This window comes from Ruegeria sp. CDSC081 (assembly GCF_059610485.1).
Map to the genome: position 1 here is coordinate 174263 of NZ_JBXWNS010000001.1, position 16811 is coordinate 191073.

The 16811-nt window shown below is 55.3% G+C and carries 18 protein-coding genes and 1 other RNA gene; 7 read left to right on the forward strand and 12 right to left on the reverse strand.

Features of this window, described 5'->3' with window-relative positions; all coding sequences use genetic code 11:
- Positions 1-43: 43 nt before the first annotated feature.
- From AC2FH9_RS00915 to AC2FH9_RS00970, 12 genes are all read right to left on the reverse strand, one after another.
- Positions 44-526 carry an OmpH family outer membrane protein gene (locus tag AC2FH9_RS00915; protein ID WP_496695397.1) on the reverse strand — a complete coding sequence of 161 codons (483 nt, stop codon included), beginning with the start codon at positions 524-526 and terminating at the stop codon, positions 44-46.
- 108 nt (positions 527-634) lie between these two features.
- Entirely contained in the window at positions 635-2995 is a 2361-nt protein-coding gene (gene bamA / locus AC2FH9_RS00920) for an outer membrane protein assembly factor BamA (RefSeq protein WP_142633911.1), read from the reverse strand.
- A gap of 128 nt (positions 2996-3123) precedes the next feature.
- Positions 3124-3252, reverse strand: coding sequence for a hypothetical protein (locus tag AC2FH9_RS00925; RefSeq protein ID WP_496695396.1), 129 nt, complete (start codon positions 3250-3252; stop codon positions 3124-3126).
- A 92-nt stretch (positions 3253-3344) separates the two neighbouring features.
- Positions 3345-4697 carry an RIP metalloprotease RseP gene (gene rseP, locus AC2FH9_RS00930; protein ID WP_496748973.1) on the reverse strand — a complete coding sequence of 451 codons (1353 nt, stop codon included), beginning with the start codon at positions 4695-4697 and terminating at the stop codon, positions 3345-3347.
- Position 4698: 1 nt separating this feature from the next.
- On the reverse strand, positions 4699-5874 hold the full coding sequence (dxr, locus tag AC2FH9_RS00935; RefSeq protein ID WP_496870449.1) for a 1-deoxy-D-xylulose-5-phosphate reductoisomerase: 1176 nt from the start codon (positions 5872-5874) through the stop codon (positions 4699-4701).
- Positions 5874-6656 (reverse strand): phosphatidate cytidylyltransferase, encoded by a 783-nt coding sequence (locus tag AC2FH9_RS00940; RefSeq protein WP_281972132.1) that lies wholly within the window; start codon positions 6654-6656, stop codon positions 5874-5876. Before AC2FH9_RS00940 ends, dxr begins: the two co-directional genes overlap by 1 nt.
- On the reverse strand, positions 6653-7384 hold the full coding sequence (gene uppS, locus AC2FH9_RS00945) for an undecaprenyl pyrophosphate synthase (RefSeq protein ID WP_271947031.1): 732 nt from the start codon (positions 7382-7384) through the stop codon (positions 6653-6655). Before uppS ends, AC2FH9_RS00940 begins: the two co-directional genes overlap by 4 nt.
- Positions 7385-7393: 9 nt before the next feature.
- The gene (gene frr, locus AC2FH9_RS00950) at positions 7394-7957 is read right to left on the reverse strand and encodes a ribosome recycling factor (protein ID WP_142633921.1); all 564 of its coding nucleotides are present in this window, start codon (positions 7955-7957) and stop codon (positions 7394-7396) included.
- A 186-nt stretch (positions 7958-8143) separates the two neighbouring features.
- The gene (gene acuI, locus AC2FH9_RS00955; RefSeq protein ID WP_496870451.1) at positions 8144-9139 is read right to left on the reverse strand and encodes an acryloyl-CoA reductase; all 996 of its coding nucleotides are present in this window, start codon (positions 9137-9139) and stop codon (positions 8144-8146) included.
- 85 nt (positions 9140-9224) lie between these two features.
- Complete coding sequence (locus AC2FH9_RS00960) at positions 9225-10328, reverse strand: dimethylsulfoniopropionate demethylase (protein ID WP_496748976.1); 1104 nt, start codon at positions 10326-10328, stop codon at positions 9225-9227.
- Between the two features lie 140 nt (positions 10329-10468).
- A complete protein-coding gene (locus tag AC2FH9_RS00965) occupies positions 10469-11173 on the reverse strand; it encodes a DUF1326 domain-containing protein (protein WP_281994647.1) in 705 nt (234 codons plus the stop codon).
- A 4-nt stretch (positions 11174-11177) separates the two neighbouring features.
- The gene (locus AC2FH9_RS00970; protein WP_496748977.1) at positions 11178-11969 is read right to left on the reverse strand and encodes a DUF2182 domain-containing protein; all 792 of its coding nucleotides are present in this window, start codon (positions 11967-11969) and stop codon (positions 11178-11180) included.
- A gap of 87 nt (positions 11970-12056) precedes the next feature.
- Between AC2FH9_RS00970 and AC2FH9_RS00975 the strand changes: the two genes are divergently transcribed.
- The 7 genes from AC2FH9_RS00975 (at position 12057) to AC2FH9_RS01005 (ending at position 16797) form a co-directional block, all read left to right on the forward strand.
- Complete coding sequence (locus AC2FH9_RS00975) at positions 12057-12791, forward strand: FadR/GntR family transcriptional regulator (protein ID WP_142633929.1); 735 nt, start codon at positions 12057-12059, stop codon at positions 12789-12791.
- Between the two features lie 7 nt (positions 12792-12798).
- Positions 12799-13161, forward strand: a complete 363-nt coding sequence (locus AC2FH9_RS00980; protein WP_496748978.1) for a DUF4345 family protein — start codon at positions 12799-12801, stop codon at positions 13159-13161.
- Positions 13162-13198: 37 nt separating this feature from the next.
- Positions 13199-13544: a transfer-messenger RNA gene (gene ssrA / locus AC2FH9_RS00985) on the forward strand.
- Positions 13545-13644: 100 nt separating this feature from the next.
- Complete coding sequence (locus AC2FH9_RS00990; protein WP_142633933.1) at positions 13645-14076, forward strand: ester cyclase; 432 nt, start codon at positions 13645-13647, stop codon at positions 14074-14076.
- Positions 14077-14205: 129 nt separating this feature from the next.
- Positions 14206-15009: a chromate resistance protein ChrB domain-containing protein gene (locus tag AC2FH9_RS00995; protein ID WP_496708427.1), complete on the forward strand. Its 804-nt coding sequence runs from the start codon at positions 14206-14208 to the stop codon at positions 15007-15009.
- Positions 15006-16262 (forward strand): chromate efflux transporter, encoded by a 1257-nt coding sequence (gene chrA, locus AC2FH9_RS01000; protein ID WP_496748979.1) that lies wholly within the window; start codon positions 15006-15008, stop codon positions 16260-16262. Before AC2FH9_RS00995 ends, chrA begins: the two co-directional genes overlap by 4 nt.
- A 76-nt stretch (positions 16263-16338) precedes the next feature.
- Complete coding sequence (locus AC2FH9_RS01005; protein WP_281972137.1) at positions 16339-16797, forward strand: SspB family protein; 459 nt, start codon at positions 16339-16341, stop codon at positions 16795-16797.
- Positions 16798-16811 lie beyond the last annotated feature (14 nt).

Below are 16811 nucleotides of genomic sequence, written 5' to 3' on the forward strand. Positions count from 1 at the left end.
TTTCAATGTGGTTAGCAACACCGCGACCCGAGGGCAAGCAAACCTATTCGCCTGTACCTTCGTCAAGTGTTGTTCCATCACCAATGGCTGTATCAATTCGGGTGATGGCGGCATCTGTCACATCGGACAGATCCGAACTGAGAAACACGCTGGAGCGTTGAATAATGACCGAGGCGCCAGATTCGCGCAAAAGATCGATCAATACTGGGCGGGCGAGTTCAAAAAACATCTGTTGTGCATCTTCACTGCGACGCGCAAGGGCATCAAGCTTGGCGCGCTGCCCTTCTCGGTGGTTCTGAACCTTTCTGTCGAACGCCTCTGCGAGGGGACGAAATTCTTCAGCAGACAGAGAGGCGCGCTTTTCGGTGAGGTCCTTCTCCTCCGCGCTGAGCTCTGCAACGATCCGCTCGTTCTCGGCAGCAAGCAGAGTCCCCTCTGCTTCGATCTCACTGAGAATGCGACGTCCAAACGCCGAGTCAGAAAACAACCGTTCGCTGGAGATTGTCAGGACGCTGGCTTGTGTCACGCCAAGCTGCTGTCCGGTAACCGGTCCTGCCAGGGTTAAGGTCAGAAAAAGACACAGGGCCCGAATGGGGCCCTGCATATAGGTTTGAAGACTACCTCGCATCCGAGATCAGAACCTCGCCTGAATGGTCAGGTCGAAATTCTGTTCCTTGTCAAAGTCCTCTTTCTTGAGCGCTTGCGAAAAGTTAAAGCGCAGCGGGCCAAAAGGTGTTTCCCATAGGACTGCAACACCCAGAACATGACGGATAGACCCATCCGCACCGACAATGTTGGCACCCGAAGTGTTTACATCGTCGATATTGTACAGGTTACCGAAATCATAGAACACGCCTCCACGCAGGCCCAATTCTTCGGGCAAGCCCAGAGGAAAGTCCGATTCCAGACGCGCGACCCAATAGTAATTCCCGCCGATAGCGTCATCCTGACCATTTGACAGATCCCGTGGCCCCAAACCGGCTGGCTCGAACCCGCGGAATTTATTGGGGCCCAACACAAAGCGATCCAACGTCCGGCTGAAATCGTTGCCAGTCCAGTGCATTGCACCCATTTCAAGCGATGCACGAAGAACGACTTCTTCACTCAGAACGCGTGTTTGGGCAATCCCGCGTGCGCTGGTTTTGTAGAACTTGTTGTCCCCACCCAGTCCAGCGGCATCCAGGCCAACCTCAAACAGAACACCGGCATTGGGGTTAAGCCCACCAAGGCGGCTGTCATATACATAGGACACACCCAAAGAACTAGTCGTGCGTTCACCCTGATCAATCTCAGAGGCGATGACCGCGCCGTTTGCCTCGTTGTCCTGCTGCTTCATCTCGCTGTTTTCCCAGGCATAGCGAACGCGCAACGAAGACAGCTCTCCGATCGCATAGCTCAACTGAGGGTTAAAGAACACACGCTCGGTGTTATAGCTGGCAAAACTGGAGTCGGTCGACGCCAAACCCAGACCAAGATCAAAGCGAAGCTTGCGGCCCAAAAGATAGGGTTCGGTGAAATTCAGGGAGTACTCTTCTGAATCCTGTGCGGTCGAAATCGTAACCCCGACGGTCTGTCCACGGCCTAGGAAGTTTGACTCACTTAGGCCGATTGCAATGCCGAAACCGTCAGAGATCGAGTAGCTACCACCGAGGCTGAGCGAGCCCGTTGGCTGTTCTTCGACGTCGACATCCACGATCACTTGGCTGGGCGTCGAACCCTCGCGCGGTTCAACGTCAGCGACGGCGAAATAGCCCAATGCCCGGATACGTTCAGCCGCCTGCCGGATTTCACGCGGGTTGAACGGGTCACCCTCGACGGTGTCGAATTGACGACGGATCACGCGGTCAAGCGTGGTGGTGTTGCCCTCGATGTCGATACGCTCGACAAAGATACGCGGTCCTTTGGTCAGAACGAATTCAACATCCAGCGTCAGATCACGTGCATTGCGCGTGACGCGCGGCTCAACCCGCAGAAAGTCCACCCCTTGCCGAATGCCCAGACGCTCTTGCCTGGCGATAGAGTTTTCGACCAGTGAAGGAGAATAGGTGACACCCGGCTTGATCTTGAGTGCGGCCTGATATTCGGCCGCATCCACACCGGGTATTTCGCTTACGGTGGTGATCTTGCCGAATGAGAATTTCTGACCTTCAGTTACATTCATCACCAGGAAAAACGCGTCGCGCTCACGTGTGAATTCAACATTGGCGCTGTTGACGCGGAAATCGACATAGCCACGCGATAAGTAGAAATCACGGATCACTTGTTTGTCGAACTCGATCCGGTCAGCGATAAAAGTATCGCCCCGCAGGAATGTACGCAGGAAATTGGCTTGCTTGGTTTCAAGCACACGGCGCAGACGCCGGTCGGAATAGGCCCGGTTGCCAACAAAGCTTACGCGCTCAACCTCGATCGTCGTACCTTCGGAGATTTCAAAAACGAGGTCTACCCGATTGTCGCTGCGGCGGATGATTCTGGGGATGACGGTTGCTGCAACACGTCCTTGAGCCAAATAGATTTCGGCAATCATGTCTGCGTCAGCTTCAGCAACTTGAGGCGTAAAGACCCGGCGGGGTTGAGACGAAACGGCATTGAGCAACAGCTCATCCTTAAGCCTCTTGTTGCCCTCGATGCTGATCTGGTTGATCGTCGGATATTCCTGAACTTTGATGACCAAAGTGCTGCCACGAGGGGTCAAATCGACTGTTTCAAAAACACCACTGTCAAGCAGCCGTTGGAAGGCATCGTTGAGTTGTCCAGCTGTCACCGTCTGCCCAGGTTCGATTCCCGAACGTGCAATGATTGTCGATGTCTCTATGCGCCTGTTCCCCTCAACCTCGAACGAGTTGATGGTGTAGCTTTGCGCCTGAGCAGCCTGCGGCAGTGACAGCAAACTAACTGTGGCAAATAGGAAAAAGAATGTTAGGGCCTGCCACAAAATCTTGTTTACCGGCTTTTGCCCCCCGCAGGATGTGCCTGCGCCTCGCCTGTCGGTCATATTTTTCTCTACCCAGAATTTTAAGACTTTAAAGCTGAGTAACGGGATTGTCTGGCCTTGTCAAAAGCCGAAAAACAGAAAGCGGCCCATTGGGCCGCTGTTCAGCAAATAAAAAGAAAGGAACAGAATCACATGGTGATCAGATAAGCGCATCCACCCATAGCCAACGCAGTGGCGCCGAAAAACAAGATCGAGTCCCAGTTCAGCACAAGCAGGAAGCTAAAGCTGCGATATGATTTTTTGATAGCATTCGCCATGATCGCCTCTGACAGACAAAATTATGAAACGAACACATCCTATGAGGGAATTGGGGCGGAATTGCGACTAGATTGTGCAAGCTCCGCCCAAATCAACAGAACAGGTCATTTGAGACGGAAAACAGCATCAGAGCCAGAATGATTGACACTCCGATGCCCATCAAAATCCGCAGCGCTTTGTCGCTCGGTGGTTTCCCCGAGATGGCCTCATATGCGTAAAATACCAAGTGCCCCCCATCCAAAGCCGGAATCGGAAACAGGTTCAGCAAACCGACAGCAGTTGACAGAACGGCGATAAAGAAGATGAAGTTTTGCGCCCCCTGGCTGGCCATCGCACCCGAGGTTTCGGCGATTCCGATCGGGCCGGACATGTTGCAGGTGCTGATCGCTCCGGTCACCATGTGCCAGATACCTGAAAGAGACCCGTCAATGATACGCAATGTTTGTCGCACACCGCCGCCAAGAGATGTCAGGATGCCCGCCCTTTCGGTTGCAGGTTCTAGCATCATGCCGCCGACGATCCCGATCCTCCAATGCGTTACAAAACCACCGTCAGACTGCGGCTCATCCGTGCGGCGTGGAGCCAGGGCAAACTCCAGTTCCGCTCCGTCACGCCAGACATTCAACAGCAGTGGCCGCCCATCAGAGCCTTCCACATGGTCCTTGAGCTGTTCAAAGGCATAAACCGGTTCGCCGTTAACCGCTGTTATGACATCCCCCTGTGCCAGGCTGATATCCATTGCTGCGCTGCGCGGAACAACCTGTTGAATCAGGGGGGGGAACAGCCAAGGTGCGGAAACGTCCAATGTGTCACCGTCACGAAGAACTGTGTAATCAAGAACGGGGTCAACGGGCAAAGAGTCTACGAACTCGCTCCACGATCCTTCTTGTTCGAAATCTGGCAGGTCAATACCTGCAATCGCGAGGATTTCATCACCTTCACGCAGCTCTTGAACTGTCCCCGGCAGAGGATGCAGAGACCCAACGGTCAGAGGGTCTCTGGTTGCGCCTTGCGTAAAGAAAATTAGGCCAAAGACCAGTATCGACATTGCGAAATTAAAGATTGGCCCTGCCGCAACAGTTGCCGTCCTGGCCCAAAGTGGCGCGCCATGCATTGTGCGGCGCAGCTCCTCCGGGCTTTGCTCGGAAATTTCAGACATAGCCGCTTCGTCTTTGCCGGATGCTGCATTGGCGTCACCCAAAAACTTGACATACCCGCCGAATGGAAGCGCTGCGATCTGCCAGCGCGTTCCTCTTTTGTCGATACGGCTCCAGAGTACGGGACCGAAACCGATTGAGAACACTTCGGCGTAGATGCCGGACCAACGGCCAACGATGTAATGCCCGTATTCATGTACGGCTACGATGGCGGATAACGCGATCACAAAGGCGAATATGGTGTAAATCAAATTGCCGAATTGTGGGATCAGTGAGAGTACGTCCAATTTATTTTCCTGCTCGTTGCGCAACGGCGTTATCGACCCATATACGTGCCAGATGGTCGGTTTGCAGCACGTTATCAAGGGTCATTGGGGCGTCAATATGGTTGTCTTGTGCATCGAAACGATCCAAGACGGCGGCCACGATGTCTGCCATATCAAGGAAACCAATGCGACCTGCAATGAAATGGTCGAGTGCACATTCTTTGGCTCCGTTGAAAACCGCTCCGGACAGCCCGCCCCGCTCCATGACTTCGCGTGCTAACCGCAAAGCCGGATATCGGTTTTCGTCTGGTTCCTGAAATCGCAACTGTCCCAGCTTTGCAAGGTTCAGCCTTTCGACCGGAAGGGTCTGACGTTTTGGCCAATTCAGGGCATATCCGATCGCGTGGCGCATATCTGGCGCGCCCATATGGGCCATAACCGCGCCATCGTTAAACCCGACCATCGCATGAACGATGGATTCCGGATGCACAATCACTTCGATCATATCCGGGGATATGCCGAAGAATTCGCGTGTTTCGATCACCTCGAGCGCCTTGTTAAACATCGAAGCGCTATCAATCGTGATCCGCTGCCCCATATTCCAGTTCGGGTGGCTCGAGGCCTGCTCAACCGTGGCTGAGGCCAATTTGCTCAGTGGCCAATCACGGAAAGCGCCGCCGCTGGCAGTGATGATGATACGCTCGACCGATGCCATATCTTCACCGACCAGAGCTTGAAAAACGGCAGAATGTTCGCTGTCCACCGGCAGCAATCGGGCATTGTGCTTTCGGGCAGTATCCAGAACCAACGAACCCGCGCAGACAAGCGTTTCTTTATTCGCCAAAGCCAGCGTCGCGCCCTGTTCAAGCGCCGTCAGCCCTGGTTGCAACCCCGCAGCCCCAACGATGGCAGACATGACCCAGTCAGCCGGTCGCGCCGCAGCTTCGGCCAGAGCATTCGCCCCGGCGGCGACCTCGACATCAGAACCGGCCAAGGCCGCTCGCAGGTCCTCAAGCCGGTCTGGAAGGGCTGTAATCGCGATATCCGCCTTCAAACGTTTGGCGTCACGCGCAAGTTGTTCGATATTGGCTCCACCGGTCAGGGCGACAACATCATACGCTGATGGATTTCGGTCAATCAGATCTATCGTGTTTTGCCCAATAGAACCCGTCGCGCCAAAAACAGAGATTTTACGCATCACATGGCTCCGGGGGAATAAATCAGCCCCACAAGCAGAACGAACAGAGCGGCCCCCATCATCCCATCGAATCGATCAAGGAAGCCGCCATGGCCGGGAATCAGGTTCGAACTGTCCTTGACGCCGAATTTTCGTTTGGCCGCGCTTTCGACAATATCGCCGGCCTGGCTGGCCATTGACGCCAGAACCGAGATCACGATGAACCAAGTTCCGAAGCCGCCGTAAGCCGCAAAGGCTAAGCCAACAATGGCAGCCGCTACCCAGCCTCCCGCTGTTCCCGACCACGTCTTTTTCGGGCTGACTCGTGGCCAGAATTTTGGCCCACCCAATGCCTTTCCAACAAAATATCCGGCGACATCCGTAGCAACGACGACCGATATCAGCCAGACCATCCAGACAAATCCCATATTCGTCCGGATTGAGATAAAGCCCAGCCCCGCGGCCGCGATCCACAGCGCAAATAGGGTATAGATACCCCGGTACCGGCTGACCTGCCCTGCCCCGACCAGCGCCGGAGCAAGCAAGAAGGGAAGTTTATAGAGTGCCGGAAGATGGTAACTCAGCACCACCGCAAAACCGGTCAATATGGCAAGCTGGATCGCAACAGCTTTCCTGCCCGGGTCGATCATACGGACCAGTTCCCAGGTCATCAGCCCGCAAGCAATGGAAATGAAGGCTTCGAACCACAGACCGCCCAGCCAGACCTCGACAGCGCCAACGGCAACAAGGACACCCGCCGACAATACGCGGGCAGTCAGGTCGGACCAGCGCCCGTCACTCATGCCGGTACAGCTCCGAACCGTCGGTCGCGGCTGCCATAGCTCCGGCACAGGCGCTCAAGCTCTGCCGCAGTGAAGTCTGGCCAGAGCGTGTCGATGAATTCGTATTCCGAATAGGCGGATTGCCATAACAGAAAATTGGAAATACGCGCCTCGCCGCTGGTTCGGATCACCAGATCAGGATCGGGAAGAACATGTGTGTCCAGATATTTCGGCAGCGTTTCTTCGTCTACATCATCAGGATGCAAGCGCCCGTCAGCGACATCCTGTGCCAGACGTTTGGTAGCCCGCGCGACTTCATCCCGACCGCCATAGTTCAACGCAATGGTCAGGTGAACCAGATCATTTCCCTCGGTCTCGGCCTCAAGCGTATCCATCAATTCGATCAGTTTGGCATCCAACCTGACTCTGTCACCGATGAAACGCACCCGAACACCCGAGTCTCGGAGCGTCCGGGTTTCCTTTATAATATAGCGCCGAAACAAGCTCATCAGACCGGCAACTTCGACCTGAGTGCGTTTCCAGTTCTCGGTCGAAAACGCAAAAACAGTCAGATATTTGATACCAAGCCTCGGGCAGGCCTCGACCACATCGCGCACACGTCTTGCCCCGGCGTGGTGGCCAAACAGACGAGGTCGCCCGCGGGCCTGCGCCCAGCGACCATTACCATCCATGATGATCGCGACATGCTGGGGCCCTCTTTCGGGCATGGTATGCGAGGAAGAGGGCATCACCCGGTCTCAGACCTGCATGATTTCTGCCTGCTTGGTCTCAAGCGCGGCATCTACTACCTTGATCATCTGATCGGTTAGATCCTGCACTTCGCTTTCCCAGAACTTCTGGTCATCTTCGGACATACCGTCGGCCTTGGCCTTCTTGATCTGATCCATCCCGTCGCGGCGCACATTCCGGATCGAGACCCGTGCGTGTTCGGCATATTGCCCGGCGACCTTGCCCAACTCGCGACGGCGTTCTTCGTTCAGTTCCGGGATCGGTAGCATGATGATCGTTCCGTTGAGCTGAGGGTTGATGCCCAGCCCACTTTCACGGATCGCTTTTTCCACTTTGCCGACCAGCCCTTTATCCCAGACATTGACCGTTACCATACGCGGCTCGGGCACATTGACCGTTCCCACCTGGTTGATCGGCGTCATCGAACCATAGGCATCGACCATCACCGGCTCGAGCATCGAGGCGGAGGCGCGCCCGGTGCGCAGCGATGCAAATTCGGTTCTGAGGTTTGACATTGCGCCGTCCATGCGGCGTTTCAGGTCGTCTGTGTCCAGTTCGAAATCGTCAGACATTCTGCTCACTCCCCGTCTTCAGGTACTGTTTGCATGGCTCATAAGCCATTCAATTTGGGATGTATAGCAATGATGATCCGTATTTACGCCATTGACCAGAGGTGTTTGCCGGATTTTCGCGAACCTGCAGCCACAAAATTAACCGACCGCAAATCAATGCGGTCGGTCAGACATATTCATTCCGGATCAGGCGTTTACGTCTACGACAACACGACCTTTAACCTGACCTTGCAGGATATCCGCCCCTAATTGGGGCAGATCGCTCAGCTTTGCGGGATGGATCATCGCCTCAAGCTTGTCCATCGGAAGGTCGGTTGCTATCCGCTGCCAAGCCCGCAGCCGATTTTCATAAGGCTGCATAACGCTGTCGATCCCCAAGAGGTTCACACCGCGTAAAAGGAACGGGATAACAGTTGCCGGAAGGCCCACGCCGCCAGCCAACCCCACGGCCGAGACCGAAGCGCCGTATTTCATCTGCCCCAGAACGCGTGCCAGCATTGCGCCGCCGACCGCGTCCACACAGCCAGACCATGCCTCGCTTTCCAGGGGGCGCTTAGTTGTCTCGTTCAACTCTTCGCGTGGCACAATGGTCGTGGCGCCCAAAGACTTCAGGTAATCGCTGGTTTCCGGCCGTCCGGTGACGGCTGCCACTTCGTATCCCAAATTGGCAAGAATCGCCGTCGCGACCGAACCAACACCACCTGCTGCCCCTGTGACCAAAACCGGACCCTGCCCCGGTTTCAGCCCATGATCCTCAAGTGCCATAACCGCCAGCATCGCGGTGAACCCAGCGGTTCCGACGGCCATCGCCTGGCGGGGCTCCAACCCATCGGGCAGCGGAACCAACCAATCGGCACGGGCATTGGCTTTTTGTGAGTACCCACCCCAATGCGCCTCACCGACACGCCAACCGGTCAGGACCACTTTGTCACCCGGTTTATATCGCTCATCCGAAGACGACTCGACCGTCCCCGCATAGTCGATGCCAGGAACATGCGGATAGCTGCGTACCAGCCCCCCGCCTTTGGGCGACAGGCAAAGACCATCCTTATAATTTACCGTTGAATACTGAACCGCCACGGTAACTTCACCCTGCGGCAAATCCCCTTCCGAAAGCTGTTGAACCGAGGGGCTGGCCAGCCCGCTTTCCTCGTCTTTTTCCATCACCAGTGCGTTGAACATCAAAATGTCCTCCTGTTTTGGACGTCAGAGTAAAGCCCCGACCCCGTGTAATAACCTGTTTCTGAACCCGATACGCCGTTTGCGATCAGATCCAGAACTTTTCCCGTACAGTCGCCTCACGCATACCGTCGGGCGTTTCGACCTCAACCCTTGTGCCCGCGTCCCAATGGCTGAGTTTGAGCATCCCAATGGAAACATTGGTGTTGAAATCCGGAGACCAGGCGGCAGATGTAATCTGCCCCACCCTTTTCCTCTGCGCATAAACCGACCATGGTGCAACGCAGGCACCAACAGCCGGCCCAGCGATTTCAATCGGACGGATTTGCTGGATCGGCCCTTCTTTCGCGACCCGCAACAATGCGTCCCGGCCAATGCAGCCGATTGCGGTATGCGTGTTACAGAATTTGCCCAAACCACATTCATGCGGGGTGTTGTCGTCGGTCATATCGTTTCCGTAGGACAGCAACCCAGCCTCAATGCGTTCGATCAGGTTGGGACAACCCGCCCGCACGTTCAAATCCTCACCGGCCGAAAACAGCGCATTCCACAGCGGCATTCCGATATCGCTGCCTTCGACATAGATCTCGAACCCGCCCTGTTTGGAATAGCCTGACCTTGCGATGGCCAGATCACGGCCCGCAAATTCGAACATGTCGAATTTGAAGAACCGGATATCTTTGACGCGCTCGCCGAATACGCGAGACATCAGCTCATCCGCCATGGGACCTTGTATGGCCAGGGGTGAGACGTCCGGCTCATCCACCAGAACATCCAACCGATAGCCGTTCGCGATTCCTTTGACCCATAACAACAAATCGCTATCCGCGATTGAGATCCACCAGCGGTCCTCGGACAGTTTCACCGCAACCGGATCATTCAACATGCCACCGGTCTCATCAACGATAGGGACGTAATAGCATTGGCCGGGCAACATGCCTCTCAAATCGCGTGGCGTCAGCATTTGCATAAGGCGTGCCGCGTCGGGACCTCTGAGTTCGACCTGTCGCTCACACGAGACATCCCAGACCTGCACATGCTTTTTTAAGTGCCGGTAATCAGCCTCGACGCTGTCGAATACAGTTGGCAATAGCATCCGGTTATAAACCGTGAATGCCTTTACACCTGCGGCTTCGACCCCTTCAGAAAAAGGTGTGCGCCGCAACCGGCGAGAGAAGGAAATATTGGCCACTCAAGCCTCCTCGGGCATAATGCCAGATCACAATTCGAAGCCTGCGGTCCCGTCAGCATCTGGTGCAACAGGCCGCGATGGCGTGTCTGACGATTAAAAATTAGGATCACGTATTGCGCGTAATCCTTTGTGATTTCGTATTATTTTGGCCCCTGCCAATCAATTGGGCAGATTTCAGCGGATTTTCCACCGAAATCCCAGACCCGACCGTAGTCGCGGACCTTGGATTTGGTGCCGCGCGCCACGATAATGTCCGGTCCCATCCAGTATTTCGAGTTTGAGACCATCACCGGATGCTCGGGGTCTTTGCCCGCCAACATCTCGATTTCGCCCTGGATTTTCCGACCAATCATGATGCGGCGCTTGGTCCCGTCGCGTTCGATCTGAACCGGGGCACGTTCGGCCCCGATAATTTCGCTGACCAGCATGGTAAACAAGCCAGTCGTGCCCCCGGCCTGTCCGCTGAAAATTTGGAGCAACCCGTTATAGGCCTTGCCGCTGGCTCGTTCGTCGACATAGGCAGCAACTTTCCACTGCCCCTCACCCATGCGACCCGGAATATCGACCAGAAGGCCAACATTGAGCCCCGAGAGATCCTCGCCCTCGTAATGGCCTTCATCGATGACAATTCCCATCCAGGCATGACAATGACCCTCGGTCGGAGGATGCGCGCCCAGCGATACGACACAGGGGCAGAACAGATCGCACGAGCAGTTAAGGATCAGCTCTCCCTTGATCGCCCAATTCGTCGGGCTCATCTCACGCCGCTTGGGGTTGGGCATGCGGCTGTCGATACGTTGGCTGATCGGCAGGCGATCTGCCTCTGGTTTTTTGTTCTTAGCCAATAGCTTATCCTCCATAGATAAAGGGGTACACGAGCAAGGTACAGCCGCCCGCGATAAGAGAAAATCCCAGCGGTCGTGTAATCACGTGACCGATCTGGGGTAGTTTTTCGAGAACCATGAAAAATGTCGCCAGACCCATCCACAGCAGACTCATGACGCCGCCCACAAAGCCGAGCGCCATAAAGCCCCAGCAGCATCCGACGCAGAACGCACCAAGGCCAAGCCCCATGCTAAAACCGCCTGAAAAACCGGTTTTCCAATGGCCGAGAAAATAGGTCATTGGGGCATGGCAGACCCCATGGCACAGCTCTTTGGCGCGGGTGAATTGAAAGGCGCCGACGGCGATCATCAACCCGCCCGCAACAAGCCCGGATTTCGCAATGCCCAGCATGTCGACAACGCCGCCAAACAGCAGAACCAGTTGCACCCCGGTAATGAGCGCGGCAAACCCGACCCAGACCACGAAGTAGCCAATCAAGACACCAATCCAGCCGGAGCGTGTGCCATTTGCACTGCGGATTAGATCGTCGTAGCTGCGCAGAGTTGGAATAATGGTCGGCAACATCATTGCGGCCATCATGATGGCCCACATCCAAAACAGCGGGCCGAACTCTGCCATGGGCATATACATGTCCATCCTGGGGTCCATGGCGCGCATCGCCTGCCCCATCGCTCCGGGACGGCCGATCCAATCCAGATCCATGGCGCGGTTCATCACGAACATCATCCACCACGCCCACAGGATCAGAGCGTAGAATCCCAGCCAAAACCCATTACGTAGAACTGCGCGACTCACTTGTTCCTCCCGACTCAGTCCTTGCAATTCAAATGTCAGACTTTTAAATGTCAGACAAATGAAATTTTGCCTGCGGCCCTGCTCAAAATGAAAATCGACCCCAAGAAACCTGCTGATCTTTCGGTTCAGATCGCCCAATCAATCCGAGATGCGATCATATCGGGTCGGTTGATTGTAGATGAACGCCTGCCTTCTGAGGCGGAACTGTCCGACCAGTTTCAGGTGTCCCGACCAACCGTGCGTGAGGCCCTTAAACGCCTTGCGGCACAGTCCCTGATCCGCACCCAACGTGGCGCGACCGGCGGCGCATTTGTCAATCGGCTGAGCTATCAGGATGCGTATTCCCAACAGATCACCACATCCACGTTGCTGCTGTCCATGAACGCGGTCAGCTTTGAAACGGCTTGCGAGGCCCGGTATTCGCTGGAACGCGCCTGCGCTACTTTGTCAGCCGAACGCAGGACGGCGGATCATCTGGCGACGATGCGTGCCGAGATATTTCGGCAGGCTCAACCCGGGCTGACAGACGAAGCCTTTTGCGCCTCGGATGTGACCTTTCACCGGGCATTGGTCGATGGGGCTGGCAATCCGGTGTTGTCATATCAACTGGCCGGCGCCGTCGAGGCGATGCAGCCTTTGATGAACATGATCACGTTTACGGCGCGGTCCCGAGAAGAGATCATCGTGTTGCACAACCAGATTGCCGATGCTTTGGATCGGCGGGACGCTGCTGCGGTAGATTCAGCACTGGTGGATCTCGAAGCTTATACCCGTAAGCTTGCCCTGGACGTCGCCAAACAGCGGCGCAAACCAACCGAATGAGGGTACAATGACGTCGATATTGAATATTGCAGCGGCGGTTCTGACAATCGGTTTCGGCCTCTTTGGGTTTCTAGCACCCGCTTGGACCGCGGCCTCGCTGGACCTGGCACCCACGAACAGCACGATGGGTCTAAGCGAAATGCGAGCTTCGGTCGGTGGGCTTTTTGTCGTCACAGGAATTGCGGTCATTTGGCTGAACACTCCCATGGCCTATGCGATGTTGGGCGTTGTTTATGCCGGCGCAGCCTTGGGCCGGTTTGTTTCCGTCATTCTGGATCACCCCCCTTTGATCAAAGCGATGGCATTTGGGGGAATCGAGCTGATATTGGCGCTGTGGCTGATCTTGGCAAACATTAACCGACCAAGCTAAGGCGTTATTATATAATCCGTCTTTTCGTTGAAGTATGGGGTTTGCTTTCCCCTTGTGGCTCACCTATATAAGGGATGTCCTTCGGGACTATGGACATAAACGCGCTCGTAATAAGCGGATCGGACCCGGGGGCGGTACCCGGCGGCTCCACCAACATCCTTCATTTGAGGATCGCGGGGCCGAAATAGGATCGACGAACGTCTAAAGGGGTTAGCTTTGTCTCGGCGGGGTGCCACCGTACCGGCCCAAACAGTACAATTGCAAATGACAATCGTGCTCCGGTTGCAGTTGCTGCGTAAGCAGTAGCAAGACCGAAACTTAAGCCCTTGCGCCTAGCAGCGTAAGGCGGGGTTCGCAGGTACCTGGCAACAGAAACCTGCATTTTCCCTTAAATGTCTGCTGTTTAACCCTGTCTGTGTTCACGTTCAGAGTTTGTTCACTCATTCGCGTCATGCTCGGCCCGTGAGGAAAAGGAGAGCTGGGATGTCACACGCAGATATACTCAGAGAATGGTATTCAGAGGTTTGGGAAAACGGAAATACCGATGCGATTGATCGGTATTTCGCGCCGGAAACAACAGCCGAAGGACTGATTCCGGAAATGCAGGTGGGGGCCGATGATTTTCGGGATCTGGTCATGGCGTTTCGCCACATTCTGGGCGATATCCATGTTGAGCTGCCCAAAATCATCGAAAATGGCGATTGGGTATCGGCGATATTGCAGGTCAGCACAACACGCGCCGATAACGGCGCACCACTGCAGGCCTCTGGCAGTATGATTGGCCGCATTAAAGAAGGTCGTATTGTCGAGGCGTATAATCAGTTTGACTTCATTTCCTTATTTGAACAGCTTGGTCAGTTTCCCAAGGACACCCTGCCCGTATGCATGACTGGTCAACGGCTGGACTGGGCCTAGGAAATGGGCTCGCAATCTTGACCCCGACCGGCCTGTCGCGGTAGCAAAGCCTATGGGGTAAGATTGCGAACGCCCCGTGAGGCGACAGCCCAAGTTTCGCATGTATCCGTCGATCACAGGAGACATGCTATGCCTGCGCCTAATGCTATCACACCGAAACAACTGTTACGTCTGATCGGAACGCCTCGGGCGCCTGTTCTGGTGGATATCTGCACCGATGCCGATTTTGAAATGGATCCCTTTCTGATACCGGGCTCGGTTCGTCATCCGGCGAAGGATCTGGATGGGCTGAAGGGGCTCATCGCTAACCGCCCCAGCATCATCATTTGCCAAAAGGGCAAAAAGCTGAGTCAGGCCGTTGTTTCCTGGCTGAGGAGTGAAGGCGTGGCCGCTGAGTATCTGGAAGGCGGCATATACGCATGGCGCGAAACACCCGATGCTCCGCGCATCCCATTTGCAGATATACCAGCGTCTCCTTCACTCTGGGTAACGCGCCATCGGCCTAAGATTGATCGCATCGCTTGCCCCTGGTTGATCCGCCGGTTCATCGACCCCAACGCACGTTTTCTGTTTGTTGCCCCATCCGAAGTGGCAAAGGTATCCGAAGTCTTTAACGCCACCCCGTTCGATGTTGAGGGCGTCCGCTGGAGCCATCGTGGCGATAACTGCACATTTGATGCTTTGGTAAAAGATTTCCAGCTTGCTACGCCCGCAATGAACAGGCTTGCGACAGTTGTCCGGGCCGCGGATACGAACAGGCATGATCTGGCGCCCGAAGCAGCCGGGCTTCTTGCGGTTTCGGTGGGGCTATCGCGCCTATATAAAGACGACCATCAGGCCATCGAGGCCGGGATGCATCTGTACGATGCCTTGTATCTCTGGGCCCGCGACGGGTTTGACGAGAAACATGATTGGCCGGCAGTCGAGAAATGAGCACACCAACATATCCTGAACTCATCCGAGTGTTCGGCCGCATTGGATTGCTGTCCTTCGGCGGACCCGCAGCTCAGATTTCATTGATGCATCAGGAACTCGTCGAAAAGCGCCCCTGGCTGGATGAGGAAACCTATCTTCGGGCGCTGTCGCTGTGCATGTTGCTGCCCGGCCCCGAGGCGATGCAGCTTGCAACCTATTCCGGCTGGCGTCTGCGCGGCGTCTCGGGCGGTATGATCGCAGGCAGCCTGTTTGTTCTGCCCGGTGCGATCATTATCTCAGCATTGGTGGCACTATACGCGGCCTATGGCGCGCTTCCTCTGGTGCAGGCCGCGTTTCTCGGCGTCAAAGCTACGGTGATCATCATCGTGCTACAGGCCCTGCGAAACCTGTCCCGCAAAGCGCTGTCGGACGTCTCACATCGTGCGATCTCGGGCCTCGCGTTTCTGGCAATCTTTCTGTTCGACCTCCCCTTCCCAGCGATCATAGTGGCGGCAGCCCTTTGGGGGTATCTGAGCTTCAACGGCGTCGCCGCCCGACCGGTCGACACCCCCACCCCGCGCCTAAGCGAAGTGCTGCGGAACGCGTCGATCTGGTTGGTTCTGTGGCTTGGCCCGTTGTGGCTGTTAAGTCTTTCTGGTCAGAAACTTCTCAGCGATCTTGGCTGGTTCTTTGCCCGCCTCGCAGTTGTGACATTTGGCGGAGCCTACGCTGTTCTAGCTTACATGACGCAGACCGTTGTGGATCAGTATAACTGGATATCCACAGATCAGATGATCGACGCGCTTGGTCTGGCGGAAACGACACCGGGGCCTTTGATTTTGGTAACACAATTTGTCGCTATGCTGACCGGTCAGATCTCGGGCGGATCGATGCTGGCCATCGCCGCAGGTATCGTTGCACTTTGGGCAACATTCGTTCCCTGCTTTCTGTGGATATTCCTCACAGCCCCCTATCTTGACCACATCGCTGCGCGGCCCCGGTTATCGGCGGCCCTGCAAGGTATTACCTCTGCTGTAGTTGGGGTGATTCTCAACCTATCCGTGTGGTTTGCCCTGAATGTGCTGTTTTCAGAACTGCCAAATAAAACCTTTGGACCAATCAGCCTGCCCTGGCCTGAATTGACCTCATTGGATGTGAAAGCCGCTGTGCTGACTGTCTTCGCCGGAGCGTTGATTTTTAAACTTAAATTCGGCATGGCGCTTACGCTAATGGTTATGCTAGCTGCTGGCACCGGCCTGTTTTTTCTCTGAACAGTCAGCGTGTAACCGGCCTTTCGTTTCCAAAGGAATCCCTTATGCTGAGGGAAGCCACTTTTGAGGATGACACATGTCGCAAGACATCGACTATGGGAACCTGATGCACACCGCCATGCGCGGGTTGATCAAGACGGTTCTGACCAGCGTTTCAGAAAATGGCCTGCCGGGTGCGCACCACTTTTTCATTACGTTTGATACCAGGTGTGACGGCGTGGAAATTGCCGACTGGCTGCATGATCGTTATCCGGAAGAGATGACTGTCGTGATGCAGCATTGGTTCGAAAATCTTGAGGTCGGCGAAAGCGGATTTGCCATCACGCTCAACTTTGGCGACGCGCCGGAACCTTTGTACATCCCCTATGCCTCGATCAAAACATTTGTCGACCCCTCTGTGGAATTTGGCCTGCGTTTTGAAAGCCCGGATGAAGAGGATGACTTTGATCCGATGGACGATGAGATAATCGAGGTCGAAGAAGAACCGCAACAGCATGACGCTGATGTCGTGTCGCTGGACAGCTTCAGAAAATAGTATATGCGCTGGAA